Annotated in this window: 33 protein-coding genes; 7 read left to right on the forward strand and 26 right to left on the reverse strand. The window is 64.0% G+C overall.

What is annotated here, in order from left to right; genetic code table 11:
- Position 1: 1 nt before the first annotated feature.
- The 18 genes from AC3A6I_RS06045 to AC3A6I_RS06130 all read right to left on the reverse strand — a co-directional run bounded on the left by AC3A6I_RS06045 (position 2) and on the right by AC3A6I_RS06130 (position 16257).
- Positions 2 to 856 (reverse strand): hypothetical protein, encoded by an 855-nt coding sequence (locus tag AC3A6I_RS06045; protein WP_487542573.1) that lies wholly within the window; start codon positions 854 to 856, stop codon positions 2 to 4.
- Entirely contained in the window at positions 853 to 1710 is an 858-nt protein-coding gene (locus tag AC3A6I_RS06050; RefSeq protein ID WP_487542575.1) for a hypothetical protein, read from the reverse strand. The genes AC3A6I_RS06045 and AC3A6I_RS06050 overlap by 4 nt, the downstream gene beginning before the upstream one ends.
- Positions 1707 to 4145 carry a phage tail protein gene (locus AC3A6I_RS06055; RefSeq protein ID WP_487542577.1) on the reverse strand — a complete coding sequence of 813 codons (2439 nt, stop codon included), beginning with the start codon at positions 4143 to 4145 and terminating at the stop codon, positions 1707 to 1709. The genes AC3A6I_RS06050 and AC3A6I_RS06055 overlap by 4 nt, the downstream gene beginning before the upstream one ends.
- Entirely contained in the window at positions 4146 to 4772 is a 627-nt protein-coding gene (locus tag AC3A6I_RS06060) for a hypothetical protein (RefSeq protein WP_487542579.1), read from the reverse strand.
- A complete protein-coding gene (locus AC3A6I_RS06065) occupies positions 4772 to 5428 on the reverse strand; it encodes a hypothetical protein (RefSeq protein WP_487542581.1) in 657 nt (218 codons plus the stop codon). Before AC3A6I_RS06065 ends, AC3A6I_RS06060 begins: the two co-directional genes overlap by 1 nt.
- Positions 5429 to 5431: 3 nt before the next feature.
- Positions 5432 to 7117 carry a hypothetical protein gene (locus AC3A6I_RS06070; RefSeq protein WP_487542582.1) on the reverse strand — a complete coding sequence of 562 codons (1686 nt, stop codon included), beginning with the start codon at positions 7115 to 7117 and terminating at the stop codon, positions 5432 to 5434.
- 281 nt (positions 7118 to 7398) lie between these two features.
- A complete protein-coding gene (locus AC3A6I_RS06075) occupies positions 7399 to 7773 on the reverse strand; it encodes a GTA-gp10 family protein (protein ID WP_487542584.1) in 375 nt (124 codons plus the stop codon).
- 11 nt (positions 7774 to 7784) lie between these two features.
- Positions 7785 to 8477 carry a phage tail tube protein gene (locus AC3A6I_RS06080; RefSeq protein WP_487542586.1) on the reverse strand — a complete coding sequence of 231 codons (693 nt, stop codon included), beginning with the start codon at positions 8475 to 8477 and terminating at the stop codon, positions 7785 to 7787.
- 31 nt (positions 8478 to 8508) lie between these two features.
- Positions 8509 to 8901 carry a tail completion protein gp17 gene (gene gp17, locus AC3A6I_RS06085; RefSeq protein ID WP_487542587.1) on the reverse strand — a complete coding sequence of 131 codons (393 nt, stop codon included), beginning with the start codon at positions 8899 to 8901 and terminating at the stop codon, positions 8509 to 8511.
- Positions 8902 to 9447, reverse strand: a complete 546-nt coding sequence (locus AC3A6I_RS06090) for an HK97-gp10 family putative phage morphogenesis protein (protein ID WP_487542589.1) — start codon at positions 9445 to 9447, stop codon at positions 8902 to 8904.
- Complete coding sequence (locus AC3A6I_RS06095) at positions 9444 to 9788, reverse strand: head-tail adaptor protein (protein ID WP_487542591.1); 345 nt, start codon at positions 9786 to 9788, stop codon at positions 9444 to 9446. Before AC3A6I_RS06095 ends, AC3A6I_RS06090 begins: the two co-directional genes overlap by 4 nt.
- Positions 9788 to 10378 (reverse strand): head-tail connector protein, encoded by a 591-nt coding sequence (locus AC3A6I_RS06100; RefSeq protein WP_487542593.1) that lies wholly within the window; start codon positions 10376 to 10378, stop codon positions 9788 to 9790. The genes AC3A6I_RS06095 and AC3A6I_RS06100 overlap by 1 nt, the downstream gene beginning before the upstream one ends.
- A complete protein-coding gene (locus tag AC3A6I_RS06105; protein ID WP_487542595.1) occupies positions 10379 to 10693 on the reverse strand; it encodes a hypothetical protein in 315 nt (104 codons plus the stop codon). It lies immediately after the preceding gene.
- 67 nt (positions 10694 to 10760) lie between these two features.
- Positions 10761 to 12056, reverse strand: a complete 1296-nt coding sequence (locus AC3A6I_RS06110) for a phage major capsid protein (RefSeq protein WP_487542597.1) — start codon at positions 12054 to 12056, stop codon at positions 10761 to 10763.
- An 11-nt stretch (positions 12057 to 12067) separates the two neighbouring features.
- Positions 12068 to 12760 (reverse strand): HK97 family phage prohead protease, encoded by a 693-nt coding sequence (locus tag AC3A6I_RS06115; protein ID WP_487542598.1) that lies wholly within the window; start codon positions 12758 to 12760, stop codon positions 12068 to 12070.
- Positions 12757 to 14079, reverse strand: coding sequence for a phage portal protein (locus AC3A6I_RS06120; protein WP_487542600.1), 1323 nt, complete (start codon positions 14077 to 14079; stop codon positions 12757 to 12759). The genes AC3A6I_RS06115 and AC3A6I_RS06120 overlap by 4 nt, the downstream gene beginning before the upstream one ends.
- Entirely contained in the window at positions 14076 to 15872 is a 1797-nt protein-coding gene (locus AC3A6I_RS06125) for a terminase large subunit (RefSeq protein WP_487542602.1), read from the reverse strand. The genes AC3A6I_RS06120 and AC3A6I_RS06125 overlap by 4 nt, the downstream gene beginning before the upstream one ends.
- Entirely contained in the window at positions 15853 to 16257 is a 405-nt protein-coding gene (locus AC3A6I_RS06130) for a hypothetical protein (protein WP_487542604.1), read from the reverse strand. The genes AC3A6I_RS06125 and AC3A6I_RS06130 overlap by 20 nt, the downstream gene beginning before the upstream one ends.
- Positions 16258 to 16463: 206 nt before the next feature.
- On the opposite strand from AC3A6I_RS06130, the gene AC3A6I_RS06135 reads away from it, so the two are divergent.
- Positions 16464 to 17153: a putative phage abortive infection protein gene (locus AC3A6I_RS06135; protein ID WP_487542606.1), complete on the forward strand. Its 690-nt coding sequence runs from the start codon at positions 16464 to 16466 to the stop codon at positions 17151 to 17153.
- Positions 17154 to 17165: 12 nt separating this feature from the next.
- Here AC3A6I_RS06135 and AC3A6I_RS06140 read toward each other — a convergent pair whose 3' ends face one another.
- Positions 17166 to 17957 carry an AAA family ATPase gene (locus tag AC3A6I_RS06140; RefSeq protein ID WP_487542608.1) on the reverse strand — a complete coding sequence of 264 codons (792 nt, stop codon included), beginning with the start codon at positions 17955 to 17957 and terminating at the stop codon, positions 17166 to 17168.
- Positions 17958 to 18067: 110 nt separating this feature from the next.
- On the opposite strand from AC3A6I_RS06140, the gene AC3A6I_RS06145 reads away from it, so the two are divergent.
- The 6 genes from AC3A6I_RS06145 to AC3A6I_RS06170 all read left to right on the forward strand — a co-directional run bounded on the left by AC3A6I_RS06145 (position 18068) and on the right by AC3A6I_RS06170 (position 20861).
- On the forward strand, positions 18068 to 18310 hold the full coding sequence (locus AC3A6I_RS06145; RefSeq protein ID WP_487542610.1) for a hypothetical protein: 243 nt from the start codon (positions 18068 to 18070) through the stop codon (positions 18308 to 18310).
- A complete protein-coding gene (locus AC3A6I_RS06150; protein WP_487542611.1) occupies positions 18297 to 18527 on the forward strand; it encodes a hypothetical protein in 231 nt (76 codons plus the stop codon). Before AC3A6I_RS06145 ends, AC3A6I_RS06150 begins: the two co-directional genes overlap by 14 nt.
- A gap of 143 nt (positions 18528 to 18670) precedes the next feature.
- The gene (locus tag AC3A6I_RS06155) at positions 18671 to 18940 is read left to right on the forward strand and encodes a hypothetical protein (protein ID WP_487542613.1); all 270 of its coding nucleotides are present in this window, start codon (positions 18671 to 18673) and stop codon (positions 18938 to 18940) included.
- 400 nt (positions 18941 to 19340) lie between these two features.
- Entirely contained in the window at positions 19341 to 19538 is a 198-nt protein-coding gene (locus AC3A6I_RS06160) for a hypothetical protein (RefSeq protein ID WP_487542615.1), read from the forward strand.
- Positions 19539 to 19559: 21 nt separating this feature from the next.
- Positions 19560 to 20144, forward strand: coding sequence for a hypothetical protein (locus AC3A6I_RS06165; protein WP_487542616.1), 585 nt, complete (start codon positions 19560 to 19562; stop codon positions 20142 to 20144).
- A gap of 390 nt (positions 20145 to 20534) precedes the next feature.
- Positions 20535 to 20861 (forward strand): DUF4145 domain-containing protein, encoded by a 327-nt coding sequence (locus AC3A6I_RS06170; RefSeq protein ID WP_487542618.1) that lies wholly within the window; start codon positions 20535 to 20537, stop codon positions 20859 to 20861.
- Between the two features lie 7 nt (positions 20862 to 20868).
- Here the strand turns inward: AC3A6I_RS06170 and AC3A6I_RS06175 are convergent, their stop codons facing one another.
- The 7 genes from AC3A6I_RS06175 to AC3A6I_RS06205 are packed head-to-tail and all read right to left on the reverse strand — an operon-like array spanning position 20869 to position 24090.
- Complete coding sequence (locus AC3A6I_RS06175) at positions 20869 to 21813, reverse strand: hypothetical protein (protein WP_487542620.1); 945 nt, start codon at positions 21811 to 21813, stop codon at positions 20869 to 20871.
- Complete coding sequence (locus AC3A6I_RS06180; RefSeq protein WP_487542622.1) at positions 21810 to 22319, reverse strand: hypothetical protein; 510 nt, start codon at positions 22317 to 22319, stop codon at positions 21810 to 21812. Before AC3A6I_RS06180 ends, AC3A6I_RS06175 begins: the two co-directional genes overlap by 4 nt.
- Positions 22319 to 22603 carry a DUF6074 family protein gene (locus AC3A6I_RS06185; RefSeq protein ID WP_487542624.1) on the reverse strand — a complete coding sequence of 95 codons (285 nt, stop codon included), beginning with the start codon at positions 22601 to 22603 and terminating at the stop codon, positions 22319 to 22321. Before AC3A6I_RS06185 ends, AC3A6I_RS06180 begins: the two co-directional genes overlap by 1 nt.
- A 2-nt stretch (positions 22604 to 22605) precedes the next feature.
- Entirely contained in the window at positions 22606 to 23337 is a 732-nt protein-coding gene (locus AC3A6I_RS06190; protein ID WP_487542625.1) for a hypothetical protein, read from the reverse strand.
- Complete coding sequence (locus AC3A6I_RS06195; RefSeq protein WP_487542627.1) at positions 23334 to 23552, reverse strand: transcriptional coactivator p15/PC4 family protein; 219 nt, start codon at positions 23550 to 23552, stop codon at positions 23334 to 23336. Before AC3A6I_RS06195 ends, AC3A6I_RS06190 begins: the two co-directional genes overlap by 4 nt.
- Positions 23549 to 23884, reverse strand: a complete 336-nt coding sequence (locus AC3A6I_RS06200) for a hypothetical protein (RefSeq protein ID WP_487542629.1) — start codon at positions 23882 to 23884, stop codon at positions 23549 to 23551. Before AC3A6I_RS06200 ends, AC3A6I_RS06195 begins: the two co-directional genes overlap by 4 nt.
- Positions 23884 to 24090, reverse strand: a complete 207-nt coding sequence (locus AC3A6I_RS06205) for a DNA-binding protein (protein ID WP_487542631.1) — start codon at positions 24088 to 24090, stop codon at positions 23884 to 23886. The genes AC3A6I_RS06200 and AC3A6I_RS06205 overlap by 1 nt, the downstream gene beginning before the upstream one ends.
- Between the last annotated feature and the right edge of the window lie 206 nt (positions 24091 to 24296).

Consider the following 24296-nt stretch of genomic DNA (forward strand, 5'->3'; position numbering starts at 1 on the left):
CTTAGCTCCTGCGGCCGAAATAGCCTCTGACGTCCGCGCTGTAGACGGACCGATAGTTGGTCGGATCGGCGGCGGCCGGGTAGGTGCCTAGCGTCGGGTGCCAGTCGTCGAACTGGGGTACGAACACGGTCAGGCCACCGCTGAAGGTGTTGCTTTTCTGCGCTCGATAAGGGCTGCTGCTGCTCGTCCAAACGAGGACGCCGGCATTGTTGAAATCCTGCAGCACGTAGCTGTTGCCCTCCGTGCGTCGGCGGAACAGCTGATTGGGGGGTTGGATGCCGCTCTGCGTTCCCGCCCCACCGACCTTGGGACCGACCGACTGCTGCAGCGCCAGGCGCAGCTTGCCGTTCATCCGTGCGATCCTGGATGCATCGTCGGGGTAGGCGATCTCCAGATGCAGCAGCCGGGTGACGCCATAGGCGTGCTCCATCATCCCGGAGCCGTTCCAGGGCACCCACACATTCTGTGGCTGCAACGCGACGAGCGGCTGCCCCCACCAGTTATGGGTCGGCGAGGTCGTGCGCTCGAGACGGACATGGCCGACAAAAATGTCTGCCCCATCCGGGGCGTCCATCAGTTCGACATAGGTCTCCAGCTCCTGGGGGCTGCGGCAGTAGAAGTGCTGGATGGTCTGGCGCTGCAGGTAATGGTCAGTGCTGATGTCGGCGGTCCACTCCTGGTGACCTGTCCAGGGCCGCACCTCGCTCTTGGGCGGATCGGCATAGTCGAGAGTGACATCGTCGAAGGTCTGCAGCGACGACAGCAGGCACACCAGCGTGCCGTCCGTCGTCGTCACCGTCCGCATCCCCTCTACTATGGTGATGCGGCCCAGGGGATCGAACTCGATACCCTTCATGGCGCCTGCACCAGGATGGTCTCATCGCCGGTGAACGTGCCGCCATAGGTGTACGGCGCGCTCGGGCCAGGGTCCGGTCCCCAGACCAGTCGAAAGGTGGCATCGCTCGGCACCGGATCGTAGATCGTGCCCGATGGCGCAACGAGGCGCGGTGCTCCGTTGTTCGCATCCATGCTGCGGCCATAAGTCAGGCCGAAGGGCGTACCGCCCGGCACGACCTGCAGGTAGCGACGGAGCGAATTGAAGCGATCGAGACCCATCGACACGTTGCCGCCGGTGGGCGGATCGAACTCGATCAGCTTGTCTGTGGACGGCGGGCGCTGCCTCCGGAACACCATCACGCGGTAGTCGATGCTGACTGCGCCGAGGCCGACCGAGCACTGCACCCGTGCTTCGCTGAGCTGCACCTTGGTTGAGGTGGTCACCGGACAGCAGTAACGACCGGAGCCGTTGACGATGGCCGGCACCTGCACGGGATAACCCGGCGTCAGCGCATTGTCCCCGATCGTCACCAGTGCGAACGGCTCGTAGCCGAGGTCGGCGAAGGTCACGAGGTCGTGCGTCACGAGCGAGGCGGCAGGGCCATAATAGCCCTCGGGCACCGCCCCGTTGTTCTGGCCATCGTCGGCCATGGCTCCGAAGGAAGCATGGTTGATGGTCACGACCTGGTCGAGGATCACCTCCATGTTGTCGAGGGAAGTGTGGAAGTAGACGTTGGCGAGCCATGCCTCGGGATCGAGGGCCGGCCGGTTCCGTAGCGAGTTGATGTCGGTCGGGTCGCCGCCGCCGGGTGCCTCGTCGAAGAGCGCCACCAGAACGGCATCGGGGAATGCGCGAAACGCCGTCTCCGTCATGGCGTGTTCACCGTGATGCCGAAATAGCCTGTCGAACCATGCATCTGGATGATCGGCGTACCGCCGGCTGTGGTGGCGATGCTGTCCCAGTCGTTGAACCTGATCCTTCCGGTGACGCCATCCACGGCAAAGGCCGGCACAGGCGTGCCGTCCGCCAGGAACACGTAGAAGGCTCCCATGACCCCGAAATAGGCGTCAGTGCCGCCTTCCAGGTTCGCCTCGGCGCGCAGCACCCACGCCGCCTGGGAGAAGGCGGCGCCGGCCGAGGCCTTCGCCTTCGCCGTGATCGTCGTCAGGGCGCCGCCGCCATCCACCTCGGCATCCAAGCGCAGGTAGCCATCGGCGATCACCTCGTCGACCTGGGCGAGCACGTTGGCGATCTGCGTCGCCAGGGCAGCGGTCTCGCTCGCCCGAACCAGCTTCTCCTCGAGAATGGCGGCCGTGGCCGAGCCAAACTTCGCCACCAGGCTCTCGCGGATGACGTTGGCGGTCATGTTGGCCGTCGTGACCGCCCCGGCCACCACGTCGAGCTGGGCTTCAAACGCCGCGATCAGTGCATCGAGCGAGCCCGGTTCGGTCTCGGTGAGGAAGCCATGGTCGGCGGCGAGCTCGGGCCCAAGATGCTCCGGCGCGATCGGCGGCAGCTCGGCGGGAATGTCCGGCGGCGTGGTGACCGCGAACCACGGGCCATCGGTGCCATCCTCGTCCTGGTTGGACCAGAGCGTGGCGCGGCCCGACTGCGGCAGGTACTTGCCCCTCACCTCATAGTCGGTGTCGCCCGGCCAGGTGGCCTGTAGCAACGCCGAGGGCTCGGTATCGTCCGGATCGTAGGGCAGCTCGCCGTCGAACACGGGCGCAGCCGCTCCCGCCAGGCGCGCCTGGACGCGGACGGCGCGGACATCGACCAGCCCGGCCGAGAAGTTCACCTCGATTGAGGGCCAGCGCGGCGCGCCGTCATTGTCCGGCATATAGGCCGGCGCCACGCTCCAGCCAGTCATCGGCTGCGGGGCGGGGCGTACGATCACCAGCGGCGCTGTGAAGTATGGCCGCTCGTCCACCTCGGGCGTCCAGTCGTAGTCGGTCGCGTCCTGTTCCTTGATGCCGACGAACTGGTTGCCGTTCGGCAGGTCGTCCATCAGGGTAATCAGGAAGACCTTGTCGTCATACCCGTTGCGGGCCGAGTTCCACTCGACCGGGTCGAGCACCTCGTATTCCCACCACTCCGGCGGAGCCGTGTGCGAGTGGTTGCGGAAGCGCCGGCTCTCTCGGTGCATGGCCTGCATCAGCCGCTGCACCTGAGTGCCCGAATAGACGTAGGGGAATGTCACCGTCGCCGGCAGGCGCCGATCATCGTCTTCTTCCTCGAGCTCGATGTCGCGCAGGGCTGGCGCGTCCTTCATGCCCCATTTCTCAGCCGGCTCGGGATAGGTGGCATTGACGCCGTTATAGGTACTTTCGAGGCCGGGGAACGGCTCGTAGGTCTGCCCCTCGGTGATGACGATGTCCTCGTCGGTGAACGATGCCACCGGCATGCCGGGCGCGCCAACCAGCACCTTGTAGACGCCGCCGATCTCGGCGATGCGTCCGGAGCAGGAGTTCAGCAGTTCGTTGATCACCTCGATCGGCTGCTGGTCGACGCTCACCTCGACGCCGGCGCGGAACTGCTTTTCGGTCCCACCCCCGAGCAGGTCGATATCGAGGTTGCACTTGGCGATCTCGGCATCCCAGTTGGTTGCCGGGGTGCGGCTCGCCGGAAGCCCCTGCAGGCCCCACAGCCAATCGCCCTCATAGGCGAGCCCAGCCAGCGTCTGCCGAATGAGTGCGATTGGATTGTCGTGCAACGCGGCATCGCCGAGGTCGAAGCCGTCCACCTCTGCGAAGTAGTCGGGAAAGCCGGAGAACAGCTCGCGGTTCACCTTGGCCGTGAACACGCAATAGGCCACGCCCCGGCCGATCATATCGGCTCCCCACGGCCGGTCAGGATCCGACCCGAACGAGCTCAGCAGAAGCGGGTCGGCGACGGTCTGGGTGCCGTCGTACATCTTGACCCACAGGTGATCCTTGCTGCCCTTGCGGTATTCGAGCACCGGATAGCCCCGCGTCGGGTGCGGCGTGTCGCCGAGCGTCACCGGCTCCCCATAGACGTAGAACCGGCTGTACCCGCGGATCGGCAGGTCCGAGAACGAGATGACGTGCGTCAGATAGGCATTGGGGGTGTCACCGGCACTGCCCCAGGTGCCGACATACTCGAGGTGGCCGGCCGTGCCATAGCGGCCAAGAATGAAGCTCAGCGGCTCGGCGCCACCGACCGTGATGTTGCCCTTGACGCCGGGCTCTTTCTGCTTCGGCGCGGTCGCCTGCTGAATGAGGCTGCCGACAAACGACAGCGCAACCCCGATGACGAGGTTGACGAGGGCACTGATCAGCCAGGGCATTTAGTCGCTCTTCTCCTCGCCCCACCAGATCGGCCACTCGCCAGCGACGCCGGTGTAGCGCCGGAAGCGGTCGCCGGACCGAAGGCGCTGGGTCTCGTCGCCCTTCTTGGCAGGGTTCGTGCGAGTCAGCTCGCGGGTGTGGCTGACGATCTTGATCGTGGCCTGCGCCTGCCCGCCGATAGCCGGAGTGTCGATAGGTGCGCCGTTGATCTTGCCGAGAAACCGGATGCGCGGTTCGGCGATAAGCAGCATCGTCGCGGGGTCGAGCAGGCCGCGGTAGATTTCGACCTTGGCGCCGCGCGGCTCGTCGGTGCGCAGGATCGCCTCGACCGTCGAGTGCAGAGGGCTCAGCACCATCTGAATGGTGCGCACCTCGAGGCCGATCCGCATGGGGATGGGGTCGATCGAAGCGATCGCGCCATCGCCGTCGAAGTTGCGGCTAACCACGGTGCCGGTCTCGCCCGACAGGACGTTGACCGTCACCGATTCCGCGTCGTCCCAGAGGCCGCGGATCACTGGCAACCCGGTGGTGCGGATCTTGGTCGTGAACACCACGAAGTTGCGCGGCACCAGGGTGCCCCGGTTGCGGATAGCGCCTTGGGTGGCGACATCGAGAGCGCGCACCATCAGCCAGCCCTCAAGGTCTGACGTGCGGTGAAGCGCAACACCGAATGCACCATGCTGACCTGCACCACCTCGGCGGTATCGGGCACCATCACCATCTTGCCGGCGGGCCTAGCGAGGAAAGCGGGATCACCCACCACCATGCCTGGGCGCAGATGCGGGCGCACCTCGAGCTGCGGCGTCTCGCCAGCGCCGCTGGCTGCGCCTCCCTCGACGAAGCGAAACAGCATCCGCCGCTCCGGCGAGGCATAGTCCACAGCCAACATGTCGCCCGGCGTAACAACGTATCCGGCAGGCAGGCCAGTGAGCGCGAGGCTCTTGTTGTCGACGCCGAGCGACAGCAGTTCGATCTCCGCCTCGCCCAGGACGGTGCCGTCTGGATCGGACTGGGGATATGGGCGGCGCGGGTTCCATAGGTAGAAGCTCTGCAATGCGCCATCGAGGGCGTCGACCTTGACCTGCAGCTGGTCGGCCTCGACGTGCTCCATCGGCACGGTTTCGATATCGGCCTCGAACAGGCGTGGGCCGAGATCGGCAGCCAGCTGCTCGCCACCGGCTTCGGACAGTTCCTGCCGATTGGCCAGGCGCCAGCTCACCGAGCGCACGCGCAGAAGGTCGGCGAATATCGCAGCCGACATAGGGAAGGTGATCGCCGGCACGGATCAGCCTCCCACCGCGTACGGGTCGTTGACCGCCTTCTGCACCAGCGAAGGCAACTTCATGCGCGCCCAGTTGTCGATCTGCTCGGCCACCCCAACCTGCGCACCGCGCGCGTCGACCTTGACGTTCAGCACCGGCGAGGTTTTCCCCCCCATGCCGTTGATCGCATCGTCGCCGAAAGCAAAGGCCTCGCCGGGCGTCGCGCGCGCCATGAACAGTTGGCTGTCGGTACCACCCGAACCACCGACAAAGCCGGAACCGCCATTCGCAAAACCGGGCAGGTTGAAGCCCAGCCGTACCGGCCCGCCGCCCAGCAAATTGTTGAGGATGCCGCCGGTCGAATTGCCCCAACCGATCGCACCACCAAGCAGGCCTCCGAGCCAGCCGAACAGGCCCTGAATCGCCTGGTCGGCCGCCATGTCGAGCAGCTTGCCGCCCAAATCGCCGACTTTGCCGATGAGGCCGCTGATCGCATCCTTGCCCGCGATTGCGTCTTTGACGATGCCGCTCAGTGCAGAGGACGCAGATCCGGCCGTGGTGCTGACGAAGTCGTCGAAGGTGTGCGTCAGATGGTCGAGTGCGCTCGTCAACGGCACGAACTTGTTGGTTGCCGCCTCGGCGGCAGGGATCATGCTGTAAAGCCCATCGCGGACCTGGTCGGCATAGGTCTGCTCTTCTTTGGCGCGCGTGCCGTCCCACAATGCCTCGACCATCTTGATGGTCGAACGAATGTCGGTGTCGACTTCCTGAAAGCCGGTCGACATCATCTCCCAGACAGTGTCGCGATCGACACCGGCAGCGCGGGCATTGATGCCGTTCCACAGCACCGAAATGGACTTGGTCACGACATTGATCGAGCCCGCCACCACGATGCCGACCGAGGCCAATCCCTTGAGGGTGATCACCACCAGGTCAACGGCGCCCTGCAGGATGTTGGTGTTGAATGCAGCGTCCGTTGCCTCGCTGGCGAAGCTGGCCAGTGCGGGCGCCACGCGCTCGAGCAGCATGTTGCCGAAGGCCTGACCAACCAGCGACAGCTTATCGACGCTGTCGTTGAACTGCCCGGCCGCCTGCGCCGTCTTGGTGCTTATGGTGATGCCCAGCCGATCGGCCTCGGCCGTGAGCTCGGCGATGCCCGCCCGCCCCTGGTTGAGGAAGGGGATCAGCTGCGCGCCCGATTTGCCGAAGAGCTGCAGGGCCAGCGCCGTCTTGGTCGAGCCGTTCTCCAGCCGCGAGAACTTGTCGGCGATATCGAGCATGACATCGTCGGCGTTGCGCAACTGCCCCTGCGCGTTAGCGATGTCGATGCCGAGCACCTTGAACGGCGTGCTGCCCTTCGCACCGACGCCGGCTTCCATGGCCCTGGTCAGCTTGATGATGCCGCCGCTGATCGTTTCTAGATCCGCGCCGGACATCTTGGCCGCGTAGCCGAGGCGGGACAGCGTCTCGACCGAAACGCCCGCCGCCTCCGACAGGTCGTTCAGGCTATCCGCGCGATTGATCGCGCCGGCGAGAAGGCCCGCCACGGCCGCCGATGCTGCGGCGCCGGCAGCCGCTACGGCAGCGAAGCCGAGCTTAGCGGTGCCGACGAACTTGTCGATGCCGCGCTTGGTGTTGGCGAGCCCGGTGTTGAACTGGGCCGTGTCGAGGCCGAGCAGAACACGCAGGCTGCCGATAACGCTCGCCATCCGTCAGTCTCCTGGGTGTGATTACCAGCCGGCCACCGTGGCCATCTGCTCTTGCCACGACTGGCGCCGCGGCTTTTGAGCACCGCGACGATCTTGCTTCTGCAGCTTCTTCAGTTCCGGCAGCTGCTTCGCGCGCATCAGCCGGGCCGTGGTGTGCGCCAACCAGGCGTTGAGGTTGTGCTCACGGACAAGCCGCCGGTCGCCGGCCTCGAGGTAGGCATCGAGTTGCCGAGGCGTCAGGGTCCAGTAGGTCTCGCCGGGATATCCCAGCGCCAGGAAATCTAGGAAGAGCGCTTCCCAGTCCCACGGCGAGACTTCCGAGGGTTTGCCGAAGCACCACCCCGCGTCGGCTGCGGGAAGGCCGCCTGCAACGCCTCGCCGACCTTGACCGTCACCAGAGCAACGCCCGCCTCACCGATGAGGTCGCCTGCGGCCTCGAGGTCGATCTCGGGATGGCGCTCTTGCAGCCCGGCCCACAACACAGCGCGCCATGGCTCGATCATGAAGTTTGCCGTATCGGCGAGCGCCGCCTCGAGCTGCACCAGACCGAGGCCGGTAAGCTTCTGCACCGCGATCAATTGGTTGACGGACAGGCGAAGCAGGTAGGTCTTATCGCCCACCTGCATCTCGACTTCGCCGCGAAGGGGATTTGCCACGGCTTTCCCCCTTACGCCGCGATCACGGGCGTGGTCTCGGCCGAGGTGGCCGCCACGGCGCCGCCGGTATTGGTGCAGATCACCTCACAGGTGAGATTGTCGCCAACGTCTCCAACCACCGGCACATAGGTCTGGTCAGTGGCGCCGGGGATATCCACACCCTCGTTCTTCCACTGATACGTGAACGTGCCGAACGGGGCCCAGACGCCCGGCCAGCAGGTCAGGGTTTCGCCCACCTGCGCGATGCCCGAGATCGCCGGCAGCACACCGTTGATCGGGGCGGTGGCGACATCGCGGGTCGAGGCGCCGGCGCGGCGATAGGTGGCGGTGAAGGTCATGCGATCGTCGAGCGGAATCGCCTGGTCATACCCGCGGCGAACGATCGGGAAGGTGATGCGCTGGCCATTGGGGAAGGTGATCCGACCCCGGTTCTTCTTGCCGCGCGAAGCGATGATCGCGGTGTCGGTCGCCGAGCCGGGGATGTAGTTGCCCTCGACCGTGCATTCGCCCGGCGTCGTAAGGCCGGGAATATACTCGCGGGTGCGGTCCGGCGACTGGTAGTGCGTAGCCTCGACCTCTTCGTCATCATCCTCGCCGGGGGTGATGTTGATCACCTCGCCGAGCGCGGTGAACACGGTAGGGGTTTCGGCCGGCGCCATTTCGAAAACAGAGCCATAGCCGATCAATGCCTCGGTATCGGGCATGTCAGTCTCCTGCGGGTTGAGAGGTTTGCGGTTAGGCCGAGGCCCACCAGATCAGGTAGTCGGTGCGGGCGGTGAACCAGGCGTCCGCCCCGTCCTTGTCGGAACGGGTCTGCCGGGCTTCACGAAACGCCCCCTGAAACAGCACGCCATCGAACTGTCCCTTGAAGCCATCGAGCCGCGCATCGAGCGCGTCAGCCACGGCACGCGCCTCGGATGCGCTTCGCCCCCGGCAATCGAACTGCACGCGAGACCGCTCGAGACCGTCACGGCCCTGATAGGTGTAGCCGCCGACGCTCGAGATCAGGTGCATGACAATGGACGGATTGCCAAGCCCCTGCGGCAGCTCGTCCCAATGCATGCGGTTGACGATCAGCCCCGACAGCGGCGCGTAGGCCAGGCAAAGATTGGCGAGCACCAGCTGCATCTACTTCCCCGCCTTTTTCGCCGCCCGGCGCTGCATGCGCTGCACGGCCTTGTCGATCTCGCTGCCGAGCTCGGACTTGATGATCTCGAGCGCCTTGCCGCCCTCCTGGTCAAAGGCCGGGCGCAGGAACGGCTGAGGGCCATGGTGCGCCGTGCCGAATTCCTGCAGGTGGGCATAGAAGATGTCGGCGCTCGGCCCGACATACACCTCGGCAAAACTCCCCTCGCCATTGGCCGCCCGACGGGCATCGCGCATCGCCTGCACCGCCTCGGCCTTGGTGCCACCGGCCTGCATCACCGCGGCGAACTCGGACTTACCGACTTCGTTCTTCAGCCGGCTGGTGACCAGCATCGACGACTTCAGGTCCGGCTCGCTCGTCGCCGGGTCGTCCGGTGCCAGCGCCGCCGCAGCATCTGCGATCGGTTGCCCAGCCTTGGTCAGCACCCGGCGCAATACGTTGCGTGCCGTGGCCTTGCTCAGCTGCGCCAGGTTGGCATCGAGCTCCCTGAGCCCCGACACCGAGACGCTCACGTTTCTGCCCCTCACGGCGTCGTCTCGGCCTTGGCAGCCGCGCGGATCAGCAGACCCTCGCGATAGCCGATTTCGGTCACCTCGATCACGTCATACAGACGACCTTTGAAGATCACGCGGCCGGTGGGATCAAGTGCACTGGCCCCAGCGGACCAGAGGATTTCGAACACGTCGGTGAACTGCGCGGTCACCTGCCCGGAAGCGAGCCGCTCGCCGGCGCTAGCACGCCGCCAGGACGCCCACACTGGCGAGTCGATATCGGCGAAGCCATCGATCGGCTGGTTGTGCGCGTCGTAGGACAAACTGCGACCCTGCAACGTGATCTTGCGGTTCCTCTCCCCGCCGGCGAGCGACATCAGGCCCACCGCCTGTAAGGCGAGAGAAGCGCGTCGACCGCGAACGGAAGGGACGTGGCAATGGTCCCGGTCACCACTGTCTCCCGGTTGCGGAACCAATGGCCCACGAGCAGCAATACCGCCTGCTTGATCGGCGCCGGCACGGTCGAGACGCGCACTTCTGGCTGCTCGCCTTCCGCCGGGGTGACCTGGTCGGCATAGCCCGCGCGATACCGGACACGAACGCCGTACGGGTCAGTTCCTACCGCCGGCCAGGCCGTAGCATAGAGCGTGCCATCGGGCAGTAGACGGTAATCCTCGGCGGGCATGGTGACTTCCACGCCTACCGGGTTGGTGTACATGACGCTTTCGACCGCGATGATCGGCCCAAAGGGCAGAATGCGGTTGGTCAAGGCGCAGCCGGAGAGCTCGAGCGTCTGTTCGCCTAGGGACCGGCCCAACCAACCGGTAGGGCCGTCGAGCCATTGGATGGCCGCGAGGATGTAGGACTCGATCAGATCGCGCTCGGCATCGTCGTCGCCGCGAATCTGGGCCTTGGCCTGCTCGTAGGAAACGAACGGCTGTGGCGGCGTGACGACGACAACCGACATTTACTTTGCGTCCTTCGCCTTGGCCTCGGCATCCGCCTTCGCCTTGGCCTCGGCATCCGCCTTCGCTTTGGCCTCGGCTTCCGCCTTCGCCTTGGCCTCGGCATCCGCCTGCGACTTGTTCGGCGGAGGCGGCGCGGCCTTATTGGGCGGCACCGGATCGGCCTTTGGCTTCGGAGGATCCTTGGAAACGAGGTGCGGAACCTTCTTCAGCAGATCGTTCCCGAGCGAGTCCGACACCGCGAACTCGGTACCGGGCTTGATGGTGTCGGGGCTAACCGACGAGATGCTGACCTGGTCGATGGCATAGAGCTTCATCTGCGTTCTCCTTCGGCTCATGGGAACGGCAGCACCGAAGCGCTGCCGCTCATGATCAGCCGACCGATTAGGCTGCGGTGGCGGCCGTGATGCTGTCCGAGAAGTCGCCCTTGATGAACGCCTCCGGGCGATAGTCCGCGAGCGCGACGCGCTCTTCCGCGCGGATCGTCACGAGGTTCTTGCGGAAGTTGTCGCTGTCCTCGGTCGAGATCTCGACGTTGGCTTCCTCGCGATCGAACAGCTGAGCGCCAGTAGAGAAGGCGCCCACCAGGTACTTGTCGGCGGTCATGGCCGGGGTCTCCACGACCGGCAGGCGCCACAGGCGCGGCTCGGTGCCGTCCTGCGGGTTGCCGATGATGTGCCGACCGGTCGTATCCTTGACCAGTTCGATGGTCGCCCAGTCGATCGGGTTCATGACGATACCATCGGGCGGCAGCTCGGCGAGGAACGCCTGCAGCATGGCCAGGCGGATCACGTCGATCTTGGTCACCGGCGCCGGGATGGTGATAGGCGCCGAGAAGGCAGTCGCCTGAGTGTAGATGCCGTTCAGATCGGTGCCGGTGCCCGACCCGTTCAGGATCTGGTTGTCCTCGACATAGGCGAGGCCATAACGCAGGCGGCCGTCGATATAGGACTGCAACTGCGGCACATCGTCGAGGATCTGCTTCGTGGCCAGAACGAAGTGAGCGATCGTGCTCACCGCAGCAGTCACGAGGTCGAACTTGATCTCGGACTGCGGCTTGGTGGGGCCGGAAGTTTCCGACACCGTCGCGGCGCTGTTCGTGAAGCCAGTTTCCTTCACGTACTGGATCGCGTTGGAGGAAGTCTGGCCGGGCATGATCAGGCTGCGCATGGTCAGCCGGCGCTGCGGCGGCGCGATGATGCCGGGGAGACGCTGCGGCACGATCAGGTCGCCGGCCGAACCGTTGGCATCGGTGGTCAGCGCGGAGATGATGGCCTTCACCGGGATGCTGACACGACCCTTGCCGCCGGACTTGAGGAACGCCTTCAGATCCTCGTGCTCGACCACCATCTGGCCGATGCTCTTGCGGCCTTCCGGCTCGCCCTTGGGCTGCACCATCTTCTGCTCGAGCTCGGTCATGCGAGCCGACAGTTCATTGTGCTTGATCAGGGCTTCGTCGGCCGACTTCTTGGTGTCCTCGGTCACCTTGCCGAGGTTCTTCATCTCGGTCTGGGCCTTCTCGGCGAAGCTCTTCACTTCGTCAGTCGCCGTCTTGAGGTTGGCGGCGAGGGTCTTCATGTCGATGTCGTCGCCGCCGCCACCGCCATTCTTGCGGCCGAACTCATGGGCAGTCGCGTGCATCGCCACGGCCGCGAGGCCGAGGATCAGAAACTTCTTCATTTGATGCTCCTTCAGAGCGAGGGGAGTTTGAACTGGCCGAGGTGCTCGATGAGCCCCTTTGTGGCCTCCACATCGCCGGCGCCCTCGGACTCGCTCCGATCGAGCAGATGCTTCAAGCCGCGGTTGGCGATCACCGCGGCCTGCGATTTCGAGAACCCTGCCTCACGCAGGATGCCCTCGAACTCGGGAAGAGTGGGAAGCGTGCCATGGGCCAGCTTCATCTTGACCGCATCGACGCGCGCGGCGTCGTTGGCGGGGAAAGTGACAAGGCTGATCTCGACCAGGTCGAGCTTGGTCAGCGTCCGGATACCGGTCTTTTCGTCATAGGACGAGTTGCGCACCCAGTAGCCGATCGAAAGGCCTGAGACGGCACCGGCCTTCAGCAGCGCGTGCGCTTCCTTGGCCTGCGATACAGCATCGGCGAGGAGGTGCCCCTCGCCGTAAAGACCGCGGTCGTCCTCGCCCAGCTTGTCCCACACGCCGATCGGGTTGTCGGAGCGGTGCTGCCACAGCACAGGGACCGGCCGGCCCTTGGCCTTGATCTCGCGCAGGCTTTCCTTGAAGGCGCCCTTGGCGACAACCTCCTGGTAGCTGTCGACGACGCCGAACACCGAGCCGTAACCCGAGAACTTGCCGTCGTCGCCGACATCCTTCACCTCGAGGTCGAAGTCGCGGACCGCCATCATGGCGTGCTTCATTTTCATTGATCGTTCTCCGATCCGGGGCGGCGCGAGGCATCCGCCAGTTGCTTGATGGAAGCCGCGAGATCCTCGAGGCCGAGCCACGCAGAAAACGCCGAGCGCACCTGCTCGCCGGGTGTAGCGGCCCCGGAGCCGAGCTGATCGAGAGGCACGAGATTGGACTGCACCGTGAGGACGTCGCCGCCAGGCATCGGCGGCAGGTTCTCGCGGCGCCGCATCTCATCGCGGGTCATCCAGCCATTCTGGCCGCCTGAGGCGTACAGGGCCGCACGGCCGGAGCTGTCGGCCCGCAGCAGGCCCTCGAGCACGAACTCGGCATAGTGGTTCAGTCGGTCGGCCGGCTTCAGCAGCTGCTTCTTCACGGCCTGCTCGATGCGCACCAGGTAGGGGCGCAGCGAATAGGTCAGGAAGCCGATGTTCTGCTGCTCGAGGCCGGTGCCCCAGCTGGTCGAGTTCTGTGTATGGCCGACCATGAAGGGCGGCACACGATAGATGCGGCAGACCTGCTCCACCGAGAAGCCACGCGCCTCGATCAGCTGCGCGTCCTCGGGGTTCATGGTGAGCTGCTGATAGTCCCAGCCATTCGGCAACGGCATCACCTTGCCGCTCGCTTTCGAGCCCATGAAGGCCGCGAACAGGTCCATCAGCTCCTTGCGTTGCTCGCTGCTAGACTTGGTGGTTGGCCCTTCCTTGGCGAAGCCGGCAACCTGCAGGCCGCCTTCCATGAACTGCACCGCGGCATCCTCGGCAGCGATCGCCCCCCGCAGGGTCTGCCAGCCGTACCGCACCGGGGACAGGCCCACGTCGCCGCCAAAGCCGAACCCGCGGACGTGAAACACCTTGGCGGCCGGCAGGTCGAAGCGCTTGCCCCTGTCGGTGCCGCGATAGCGCAACTGCCCATTGTCATCGCGGGTGACACCAGTGATCGGCGGCAACGGCTCCAGGGCCACCAGCCGATCGCCGATGAACTTCTGCTCGGAGTAGGAATTTCCCCAGCCGCAGACCGACGCGACCACCCCTTCCCAGTATTCCGCCGCCGTTTGCCAGCCATTGGGGCTGTCATGGAGCAGGCCGTACAGCGGATGGCTATCGGCCACGACCCGCGAGTTCTGGTCGATGCGGCGATAGAGCGGCAGCGGCAGGGTGCCGGAGGTTTCCGACAGCAGGCGGATGCACGCCCAGGCGGTCGACAATGACAGCGTCTGGTCGATTGATGGCCGCAGCGATGCCCGGTTCGCATAGGCCGCCATAGTCTCCTTGTCATCGCGACCGGACAGTTTCGGGTTGGACGCCCAGCCCCAAAGCCAGCTCAGAGGATTCATGCCATGTGCCTCATGCCGGCGAGATAGTCGCCTAGATCGTGGGTGACCTCGGCAGCGGCGGCGACGGCAGGTGCGATGGCGTTGATCAGCCCGTCGATGCCGTCAATCTTGTTCGGGCTCATCTCCGACTCCTTGATCGGCAGGATGGTTTCGTCGCGCCGGCGGCTGACGACGACATTGGAGGCCATCCAGTTCATCACCGGGTTGCCGTCGTGCCGGAGCCGATCGGGGCCGCTCTTCACGCGCGCCTCGAGCTCCTTGGCCGGATCGGTGACCGACGCGGCCTTCTTGTGCAGAATTTCCGCGATGGGCTTCGACCCGTCGCTGTGATCTTCGTTGAGCCGGCTGGCCATGGCCTGCGCTGCGGCGAACTGGTCGAAGGTGCAGCGCCGCACGCCGAACCGCTCGATCCATTCGACGACCTGGTCTTCGACGACGCCATGGTCGACCCAGTCGCCGGGCGTCAGCTGCAGATGGCCTTGCTTGTGCCAGGTGCGGTATGGAGCCGGCCCCTTGCCCTGGGCGTGCTTCGGGTCATCGAGCACCGCCTCGGGCAGATAGAACTTCGGCTTGAAGATCAGCCGGCCCTTGGCGTCGAATGCCGCCAGCACCAGCGCCGTGATGTCGTCCTTGTCCGCCAAGTCGCCGCCGACCCAGCAATCAAGCCCTTCGAAGTCCGACCAGTCGAGCGACGGGTCGGCGCACTGGTTCCACTTCGCCATCGGCAACCATCGCGACACGCCGTTCAGCCAGATGTTGAGGTTCTTGGTCTTGAAGTTTCCCTCGCTAGCCGGCGACGCCTTTGCCTCGGCCGCGCCTTCGCGCATGTCCTTGAGGCTCGGCGTCACGCCCAGCATCGGGTTGGCCTTGATCCAGACCTTCTCATCGAACGGGTCATCGGCCGGCCGGACGACCTTGCCCTTATCGTCGAGCTCTTCCTCGTCGAGCGTGAAGATGACGCCGAAGTAGTGTTCGGCCTCGAACACTTCCTCGAGGATCTTGGTCAGGTAGGTCCGCTGCTCGTAGCAGACGCCGTTGGTGTCAAAGCCCGCGGTAGTGATGATCCACAGCAGCCGGTTCGATCGCGCGCCACGCGCCGACGCGATGACATCGAACAGCGACCGATCCCGATGAGCGTGCAACTCGTCGAGCACGCCGAGGTGCGGGTTATGACCGTCCTGCGTCGAGCCTTTAGAGTTAATGGTCTGGATGTACCCGGCGTTCACCGAGCACGTGATCGACTTCGACCAGGCCGTCAGGCCGAAGGCATCCTGCAGGTCCTGCGTCTGGCGCACCATGCGCTGCGCCGGCATGAACACCTTCTGCGCCTGCGCGTTGGTCGTGGCGCCGATGATGACCTGCGCGCCCGGCTCGTCCTCGCAGCAGAGGCAGTAGAGCGACACCCCGGCCGTCAACGTCGACTTGGCGCCCTTGCGCGCCATCTCGATGTAGACGACCGAGAAGCGGCGCCCGCCGTCTTCGACGCGCCGCCACCCGAAGATGGTGGTGAGAATGAAAATCTGCGGCGGCTCGAGGAAGATCGTCTCGGTCTTCCACCGGCCTTCCCAGTGCGGCAGCTTCTCGATGAAGTCGCAGACGTCGTTGCCGTGCCAGACGTCGAAGTAGTACCCCCACTTCCTCGGGCGCTTCAGGTCCCGAAGGTGTCGCCTGCATGCGAGCTTGACCCACTTGCACGCCACGATCCTGCCGGCGACCACATCCCGGGCATACCGCTCGGCGATGGCGACGTAGTCTCGCGCGTGTCCGGTATCGCTACCGGTTCTGAGCGCCATTCCGGCCGAACACGTTACCGGTTTTGCCGCTCTCCGGCTTCACGCCGACGCGGCTGCGAGCACCACCAATGCCGAGGACTTCCTGCATCTTGCGCACCTCGGTGAAGGCTGCGATCGGCGGAGTCTCGCCTTTGCGGATCGCGGTGACAATGGCGCCCTGCAGCGAGCAGTAGTTCGAGAACAAGCTGCTATCCGCCTCGGTGGCAAGGCGAACCCGGCCGACATCGTCGAGCCAGACTTCCTGCGCCTCGGCTGTCAGCCAGTCGGGCTGCTGCGGCGTCGACATCGGTTCGATGACTTCGACCCGACCGCCATCACGCACAGGCTGATACGTGCCCTTCGCCTTCTTCTCAGAAGGCAACTGGGCCTTGGGACCACGTTGCATGTGAGTTTTTCCTGGACGCGGACCTTAAAGTGCACGCGCATATTTTTGCTTGGCCCGCCGGTCAGGAGACGGGTCGCTCTGGACTTTTGAGCCGCCCACCCCTTAGCTTCAGCCATGGGGGAGAGAACATGCGGTGGATACTTGTGACGTCGGTCGCCATAGCGGCCGTTGGCCTGTGGTTGGCAGTCGCGCTCTGGGGAACCGAATTGGCCGCCTTCTTGTCACAGAGCAATATCGAGCCGGGACCTTGGGGTGACACGTTCGGTGCCCTCAACGCCATGTTCAGCGGAGCGGCCTTCGTGGCTATTGTGCTGACGCTTTCCCATCAGCGCAGGGAGTTGAAGCAGGCGACCGAGGAGAACCATCGCCATAGATTCGAGTCCTCCTTCTTCGAGCTGCTCAAGCTGATGAGAGAACTCCGTGAGGGGGTCAGGTACAAATACGATGATCGGTTGATAACGACCCCGCCGGCAGCATCACTGGCCGCCTTCGCTTTGGCGGTAGAAAGTTTGCAGGACGAGATTACCATTGACGACCGAGCGTCACAGGCTACAGCAGTCGACGCTTTGAAGACATGGTATCAGGAACACATTTTTCAGCAGGCCGAGACCGGCTTGGCGCCCTACTTCCGGGTCATGTACACGATGCTCGATCGATTACGCCGAGACCGCGTTTTGACGCCGCAGGAAAAAACTCAATACGGAAACCTGCTACGTAGTCAGCTCAATAGCGACGAGCTAGTCCTCGCTGCGTTGAACGGGCTCTCTCCAGTCTCAAAGGATTTCGGCGAGCTTCTGACCCAATTTCGCCTATTGAAGTATATGAAGCCTGGCCCGCTCAAGGCCGCGCTGGTCGAAGCATACCCGCCCGCGACATTCGCAGCCCGAAACGACTGATTTGCCCGCGGCCTAGCCCGCTCCTGCGGATGTGGTTGTGACGATCACGTCGCCCCTTCGCCGGCTGTAGTCTTGCCACCAGCGCGTGATGGCCTCTTGCGTCCTGTCCCTCGGGCGCAGCGGATCCTCGACCACGCGTTGTCTGCACAGCTCAGGCGATGTCTCCATCACCACGATGCGGTCAGGCTCGAGGGTGTCTGCCCACCATTGCCTATGTTCTGCCTTCGCCTCACTGACGATCAGCCAGGCGGCTGGCCAGCGCGCGGTGTCTCGCCCGATGTCGCCAAGCATCTCGTTGCGCTTGCGGATGGCGGGCCGCAGGTACATGCCCCGATCCCACCCGTGCAGCGTGCTGGCTGCCATGCCGGCAGCGATCACGTCGAGATCTATGACGAGGTCCCTGACGCTTCGGTGCAGGTGCACGTAGTGGCTCTTGCCGCTGGCTGGTGGGCCACAGACTATGACCAGAGGGATGGTCGAGGGCTTGAGCCAGTCGGGCCGCCACATAACGTTGCCGAAGGCCTGATCACGAGCCGTGCGCTGCAGGTGGCAGGCGGTGCACAGCGGGCGCAGGTTGTCGCGCTCGTTGTTGTGGCTGTTCCCGTCGATGTGGTCGATTTCCTGGGCCGGCACGACGAGGCCACCGCCTTCCCAGCACATGCGGCACAGCGGCTCCTCCGCGAGCACACGCCGGCGCAATTGCTGCCAGAGCCAGCCATAACCGCGCTCGCTGGTGGTTTGTCCGCCGCGGCGGACAATTGCCTTGCGAGCAGTACCACGCTGGTTGGGCGGCTTGATCGGCATCGGATTCTCCGGCTGAATCCATGTTAGCGCTCGAGCATCGGAACCGGGCTTTGCGACCTGGGTTCAGTCCTCAGACCCGGCTAACGCACACACCGATTGACGAGCATGCCATGAAAGCCTTCGTTGTTGAGGTCGTAACCCCAACCGGATTGCCTATCACCCAAGTGAGGACCGAGGCCGACGACCCCGTGGAAGCAGGAAAGCAGGTGACCGGCAGCGATGACCTCTGCTGTGAAGATTACGGCTACCCAGGAACTCTACGAGCCAAGGTCTACGATGAGGTTGAAGACGAGACCTGGATCTATCGGATGTACGATCCCATCGACGGGGATGAAGAGGATGAAGATCACTAACGCATGCCCAATCTCGGGCGCACCGGACACCCGAGTGCCATCTACCGGCGACTTCGTGGAATACGATTGCCCGGTCTGCGGCCGCTTTCGGATCAGCGGAACGGCGATGCAACTCGCCGGTGATGACGATCAGCCCGTGTTGTTCGATGCTTTGGAAGCTGCCAAGGGGGCTGCGGGGCCGGATCAGGTTCCTATGATCGCGAACTTGTCGGGCTGAAATAGAAAAGCCCCCGCTGGAGCGAGGGCAGTGTGACGGCCTTGTAGGCGCTAAGCGCCACAATAGCTACTTTGTGCCAGTCTCTGCCTGATTTGGCAAGTCTTGCCGATGTCGCCCGCATCGGGTGGTTTGGAGCTACTACCATGAAGAACTATGCGCTGCGCTGGATGGCGGACGGCGAGGACAACGGCGACACTCGACCCTTGCTACGACTGGTGGTGGGCAGGGACGGTGCCAAGAGCGTCCAGCTACACATGCCCCACCTGACCTACTGGAGCCAGGCTATGCCCATCAGAGAGGCGCTAGCGTTGGTGGAACGGGACATTGGCCTGACGCCGGGATGGGACGGTGTGGTCGATGTGCTTGCCGACAATCAGCACGAATGGCCGCCGCATTGGCCGCCTTTGTCCTGAAATGCAAAAGCCCGCCGGTTAGGGCAGGGGCTTTTGTCCGGTCGAGCAACGCGACCACACCTGATTTGTGTCCTATGCTGCCTGATTTGTCAACGCGATTTGAACAATGGGAGCAGGTTATGCGTCAGCCAGTAGCCGTCTGCGAGGTCTGTGGGCACCACCAACATAGCGTCGCCATGATCAACGAGCGCTGCAGCCAGTTCTATGACGGCACGCGATGCCGGGGCGTCTATGGCTCCCGGTTGAGCAACGACGATTGGGGCCCATGCTCAGTCTGTCAGGGCAGTGGATATGTCGGCAGCACATCGTGCCCCGCATGCGAGGGTGACGGGCTGGTCGATGTTCGCCAACGTGTGTGATCGGCGACGGTCGCGGCGCGACTCGGCGTATAAAGATCGGTATGGAGAACGACCTACCCGAAGCCGCATTGGCTGAGTTGCGCCGGATAGATGCGAGCGGCCCGTGTGCGGTGGATTACGAGGCATTCAAAGTGCTTTGGGACAAGCGCTACGTGATGGCCGGACCAGATAAAACTCACATCACCTCGCGCGGACGCCGATTTGTGCAACTGCTGGATGGCAGGCAGCCGACTGGTTGATTGACCAGAGGAAATACCTCGATGGTCGAAGAAGACAAGATCGCGGCCGACAAGGTACGGCGACGTCTTGCGGCGAAGCGTTATCGCGAGCGACACCCCGACCGCGTTCGCGAGAGCCGGCGCAAGTACGACGAAGCGCATCCGGAGGCCAACACGGAGACGTGCCGGCGTTGGCGTGAGAGGAATCCCGGGAAAGCCGAAGCCATCATCAAACGCTGGTGGCTGGCACACCCTGAGAAGCGGCGTGATTACCAGCGTCAGTACCTAATTCGGGTCAAGGCGCGCCGGAGGTCTCCGACACTCGCGGTCATTGGCGAAGCCCTAGAGGTCGCCCTGGGCAAGAACGCGCTATTCGCAGCGGCCAAGACGGCGGTGCCTGCGCACGTGCCGCGCGACATTAGGATGGATGCGATCCAGAGCATCATCCTCGCTGTGCTGGAAGGCGAGATCGCCGAGGCGGATATCCCGGCCGTTGCGAAACGGTTTGTAGCGGCACAGTACCGTCAGCTTGATGTGCATGGCATTGTCTCACTCGATGCGACCGTACAAGGCACAGACCACCTCCGCTTTGTCGATACGATTGCTTCCGACGTGGTTCACTTTTGAGGCTGGAGGCCGAGCATGGTGCCACTACGACAACCGCCACGAACTCATGGGAAACTCCCCTCGGAGTCGCACTGCAACCGCTGCGGCGGCGTCCGATCGCACATCGTGTTGAACCAACACGAGACTAGCTGGGACGAAGAGGTCGATGCTGGGCGATATATCGGGGGCTGGGACAGATACTACGTCCTGCAGTGTGCCGGGTGCGGAACTATACATTTCAGGCACGATAGCACGTTCTCCGAGGATACCGATGGGGACGGTGATCCAATAGTTAGGGTCGAATTTCTACCTCCTGCGTACGCCCGTCGTCGGCCGGATTGGCTTGGCGGCTTCGATGGGCCGTTTTGGCTGGGAGAGCATCCCATTCGCACTACGCTCGAGGAGATCTACGTGGCGCTTCAAAATTCTCTCCCCAAACTCGCTGCACTGGGAATACGAGCGCTCGTCGAGCACATTATGATCGACAAGGTTGGCGACCATCGCTCCTTCGCGGCGAACGTGAGGGCATTCTTCGACGCGGGCTATTTGGGCGCGGGCCAACGGGAAGTACTTCAAAGTTCGGTGCTGGAACTGGGCCACGCCGCGATGCATCGCGGTTACACACCTCCAGCAGCAGACCTGGAGGTGCTTATGGATGTTGTCGAACAGATCGTATTTACGATCTACGTCCAACCGGCGCGCATCGCTCGGTTGGCGCCGATACCGCCAAGAGAATAATTACCGCTCACGGGATGGCATGGCGCCGCGTCGAGATGACCGTGGCAGTGCCATTTGCCGTAAACATCTGCTGGCTGCCATCGGTCCATTGCGTGATGCCGTTACCCGGCTTGCCCTTGGCAACGAACCCGAACTCGGCCGCGAGGACGTCGGTAGCCTTCAGCGCGGCGCGAGTGATCTTGTCGCGCGCCGCGCCGCCCTTCCCGAGGCCCAGCCGTTCGGCAGTCTCCGATATCGAGTCTCCGTCGACGATGATGCGTTCGGCCAGCGAAGCTAGATCCCCAAGCCGCTTGCGCGCCCGGCCGTACTTCTCGCGCGCCTCCTGTCCGATATCGGCCACGGGGTTGCCGGCATGGGCGCTGACGTCGACCCGCACGTCGCTATAGTCGGTCGCCTTGCCCGCGCCGAGCTGCGCGCGCTCCGCCAGGTTGCGGAATTCGGCTGCGGCCTGCGTCTGCACCTCGGTCCGCCTCCTCACGCCGGCCAGCCCGCCGATCAACTCGCGCATGGAAATGTCCGCGCGCTGGTAGCCGGCCCAGCGGGCGTCGGGGTTCTGCTCCAATTCGTGCAACAGCGTGGCCCGCGTCATGCTCGGATCGGGAACGCGGCGCCGCTCGATTATCGGCTGACGCCATCCGACCACGGGGCGCCTTTGCTTGGGTTCTTCGCCTGCTCTATGGCTGGTGAACCCCATTCTGCGGCACCGACCGACAGCATCGTCTACGGCGGTGATGCTGGGAAACAGGCCAGCGCCGCCGGACGGGCAAAAGACCTGTTCCAGCACTCGGCGGAGACGCTGAGCCATTTCTCGGCTTGCGGTCTCGATCACTGCCACATCCGCGGAATTCCGCGGAAGGCGAAGTCGATCCCGGGCCAGATCGGCACGGGCTGTCAGTTTCAGCCGATAGCCGCCGGGGGCGCTGGTAAAGACAATGCCGGGGAAGGTGTTCAACTCGGGAACTTCCTCTGCATGCCGGCGCGCACTGCCGCTGCGAGGTCGCCGCCTGGTCGCACATGCCTTTGGATGATCTCGGTTTTCGACGGGCGTCTAGGCGGATTATTGTGGTCGTGGACCTGCTGCCATGCGGCCTGCACGTGGTGATCGAGGGCGTCTAAGGGGTGAAGGCTGGCGATAGCGTCGCTTGCGGGCATGACCCACAGGCTCTCGATCAGGCCCATCTGCAAAGCTGCGTCGGCGAGGTGCGCCTTTAGTTTTGCCGAAGTGTCGGTGGTAATGACCACGAACGATATCATCCGGTTCGCGTGCATGGCGCGCTTGACGCTGGCTTCTGGCCCCATCAGCACCGACAGGCGCTCGATATCACGTGTCACGTGATCAATGTCGACCTTCCACGCGGTTATGACCAGCAGGACCGTCTGCCGCTGTTGGTCGCCCTTCGGTTTTGTGTCCCGGAAGACATGGTTGGCGTTCTTGCGATTGGCGGCTCTATAGTTCATCAGGCTGCTCCGGGAGGATTGTCAGGGGTGACGTCTGCCCGGCGGGGCGAACCTGCCTCGACGAGCCCGATTTCGTGATTTACGGCAGCGGCTAGATCCCCGAGGGCGCGCTCGACGATGGCGTCGGCGAAGCCCAGGCGGCGAAGGATGCGTTCCTCGTCGGCAACGATGCGGCGCCAGTAGATGTCGCGCTCGCGGACTGTCCGGCGACGAAGCCAGATCATTGCGACGTGCCGAGCTCGACCTAGCCTGCGCGATTGAGGAAAGAGCACGAGGTCGGACATAGTCACGCCTTTCCCCGCCGCTCGAACCCCGCCCTCAAACCGGCAAGCGCGTCGGCGAGAGGCCGCAAGCCCTCATCCGATGGATTCGTGCTGCTGGCCCGCGCCCCCTCGCTTGCTTGCTGTGTGGAGGCGCTGCGCGAGGGCGCGCTATCGCTGTGGACTGGTAGATATCTATATGTGTCCCGCCCGTGGGACGGGGTTTCGGCCATTTCCAGCTCTTGCGTCCCACAAGAGGGACGCAAATCCAGTGTTTGCGGTAGCCCGTTACCGTTGTGTCCCACGAGTGGGACGTTGCTTCCCACCGGCGGGACGGGCTTCTGTTTTTTCGAGCGCCTCGCCGGCGGCGTTGTCGGTCGCCATTGAAGAAAGGCTTTGGAGGGCGGCTCGTTCGTGACGTCGTTTCTCACCTCAGTGAGCGCCCACTCGTTCGCCAGCCGACCGAGCAGGGTGCCGCCGCCCTGGCGCTCAATGAGCAGGTGATCGACCAACTGCAGGAAGGCCCGATTGGCGGCAGACTTGCTGATGTTCAGCGCATCACCCGCGTCGCGGGCGGAGAACGCGATCCGCCCGTTATTGTGGCCGTTATACCGAGATCGCAGCTCGACGTAGAGCGCCTTGCCATGACAGTCGATGTGCCGATAGGCAGGGCTGTGGAACACCTGATGGGTCAGCATGACGAAGGACTGTTTGCCCTTGGCCTTGCCGCTCCGATCCCCGCGAAAGACAGCCTTCATACTCCAGCCTCCCGCGCTGCCCTCTGCAGGGCCTCAATCAGTTCGGGAAGCTGCTCGACACGAACGGCCAATCCCTGCTTGCCGGGCCGCCATTCCTCGCCGGATTTGAACCAGACGCGCTGGTTGACGATCTCATGGCCGGCGTAATGGTCGATGCTGACATGCAACTGCTCGATGCTGTTCTTCTTCAAGGTGGCGATGAGCTTGCTGGTCATTTCGGCCCTGGCTGTTCGCGCTCGGCGGCCTCGGCCTCCTTGTGGTGCTTTCGGCACAAGAAGAGACCGACCAGCGGGCGGCGGTAGTCATGGAAGGGGTGGTGAAAGTCGGTTCGCAGGCTGCCACAGACGCGGCACGGCTCGCGTTTCAGCGTGCCATTCCGGATGGCCGTGCGGACGACACCATGGGCGCGCCGGGCGTCCATGTTGGCGTGGTTCCACCGCCATTGTGGTGTTTTTCTGAGGATGCCGGTATCGCTATCGGCAGCCGCTCGCTTCCTCTTGCCGGACTTCGACAAGAGCTTGGACGTCCCCGACGATTTCAAGGTCATTACGCAGCGGCCTCATCGCTGAGGCTTTCAAAATGCTTGCGCAGGGCCTCCCGGGAGGCGACCCACTCGCGGCCGACCTTCATTCCGGGGATCTTGCCGGTCTCGAGCATATAGAAGACTTTGCGTCGGGATTTGAGGTTGAGCACCGCCGCTATTGCGGATGCTCCCCACACCAAGTCCAGAGGTTCAGAGATTTTCGAGTTCAAGGTTTAAATGACCTTTCTGTCATTCTTGACCACTGTCTCTCCATCCGTCCGGCGCTACCCGCTCGATCAAGGACGCCCCCGAACTGCTGTCGGTGGTACGCTTTTCCCTTGGACCTGGCCGCGTTGATCGCGATCCAGTTTGGTACGCCTTATGTACCTGTTTTGTCCGACTTCGAAAATGGTAAGGGCCGATTTGTCACCGCTAT

This window comes from Devosia sp. Soil_C_22 (genome assembly GCF_057657195.1).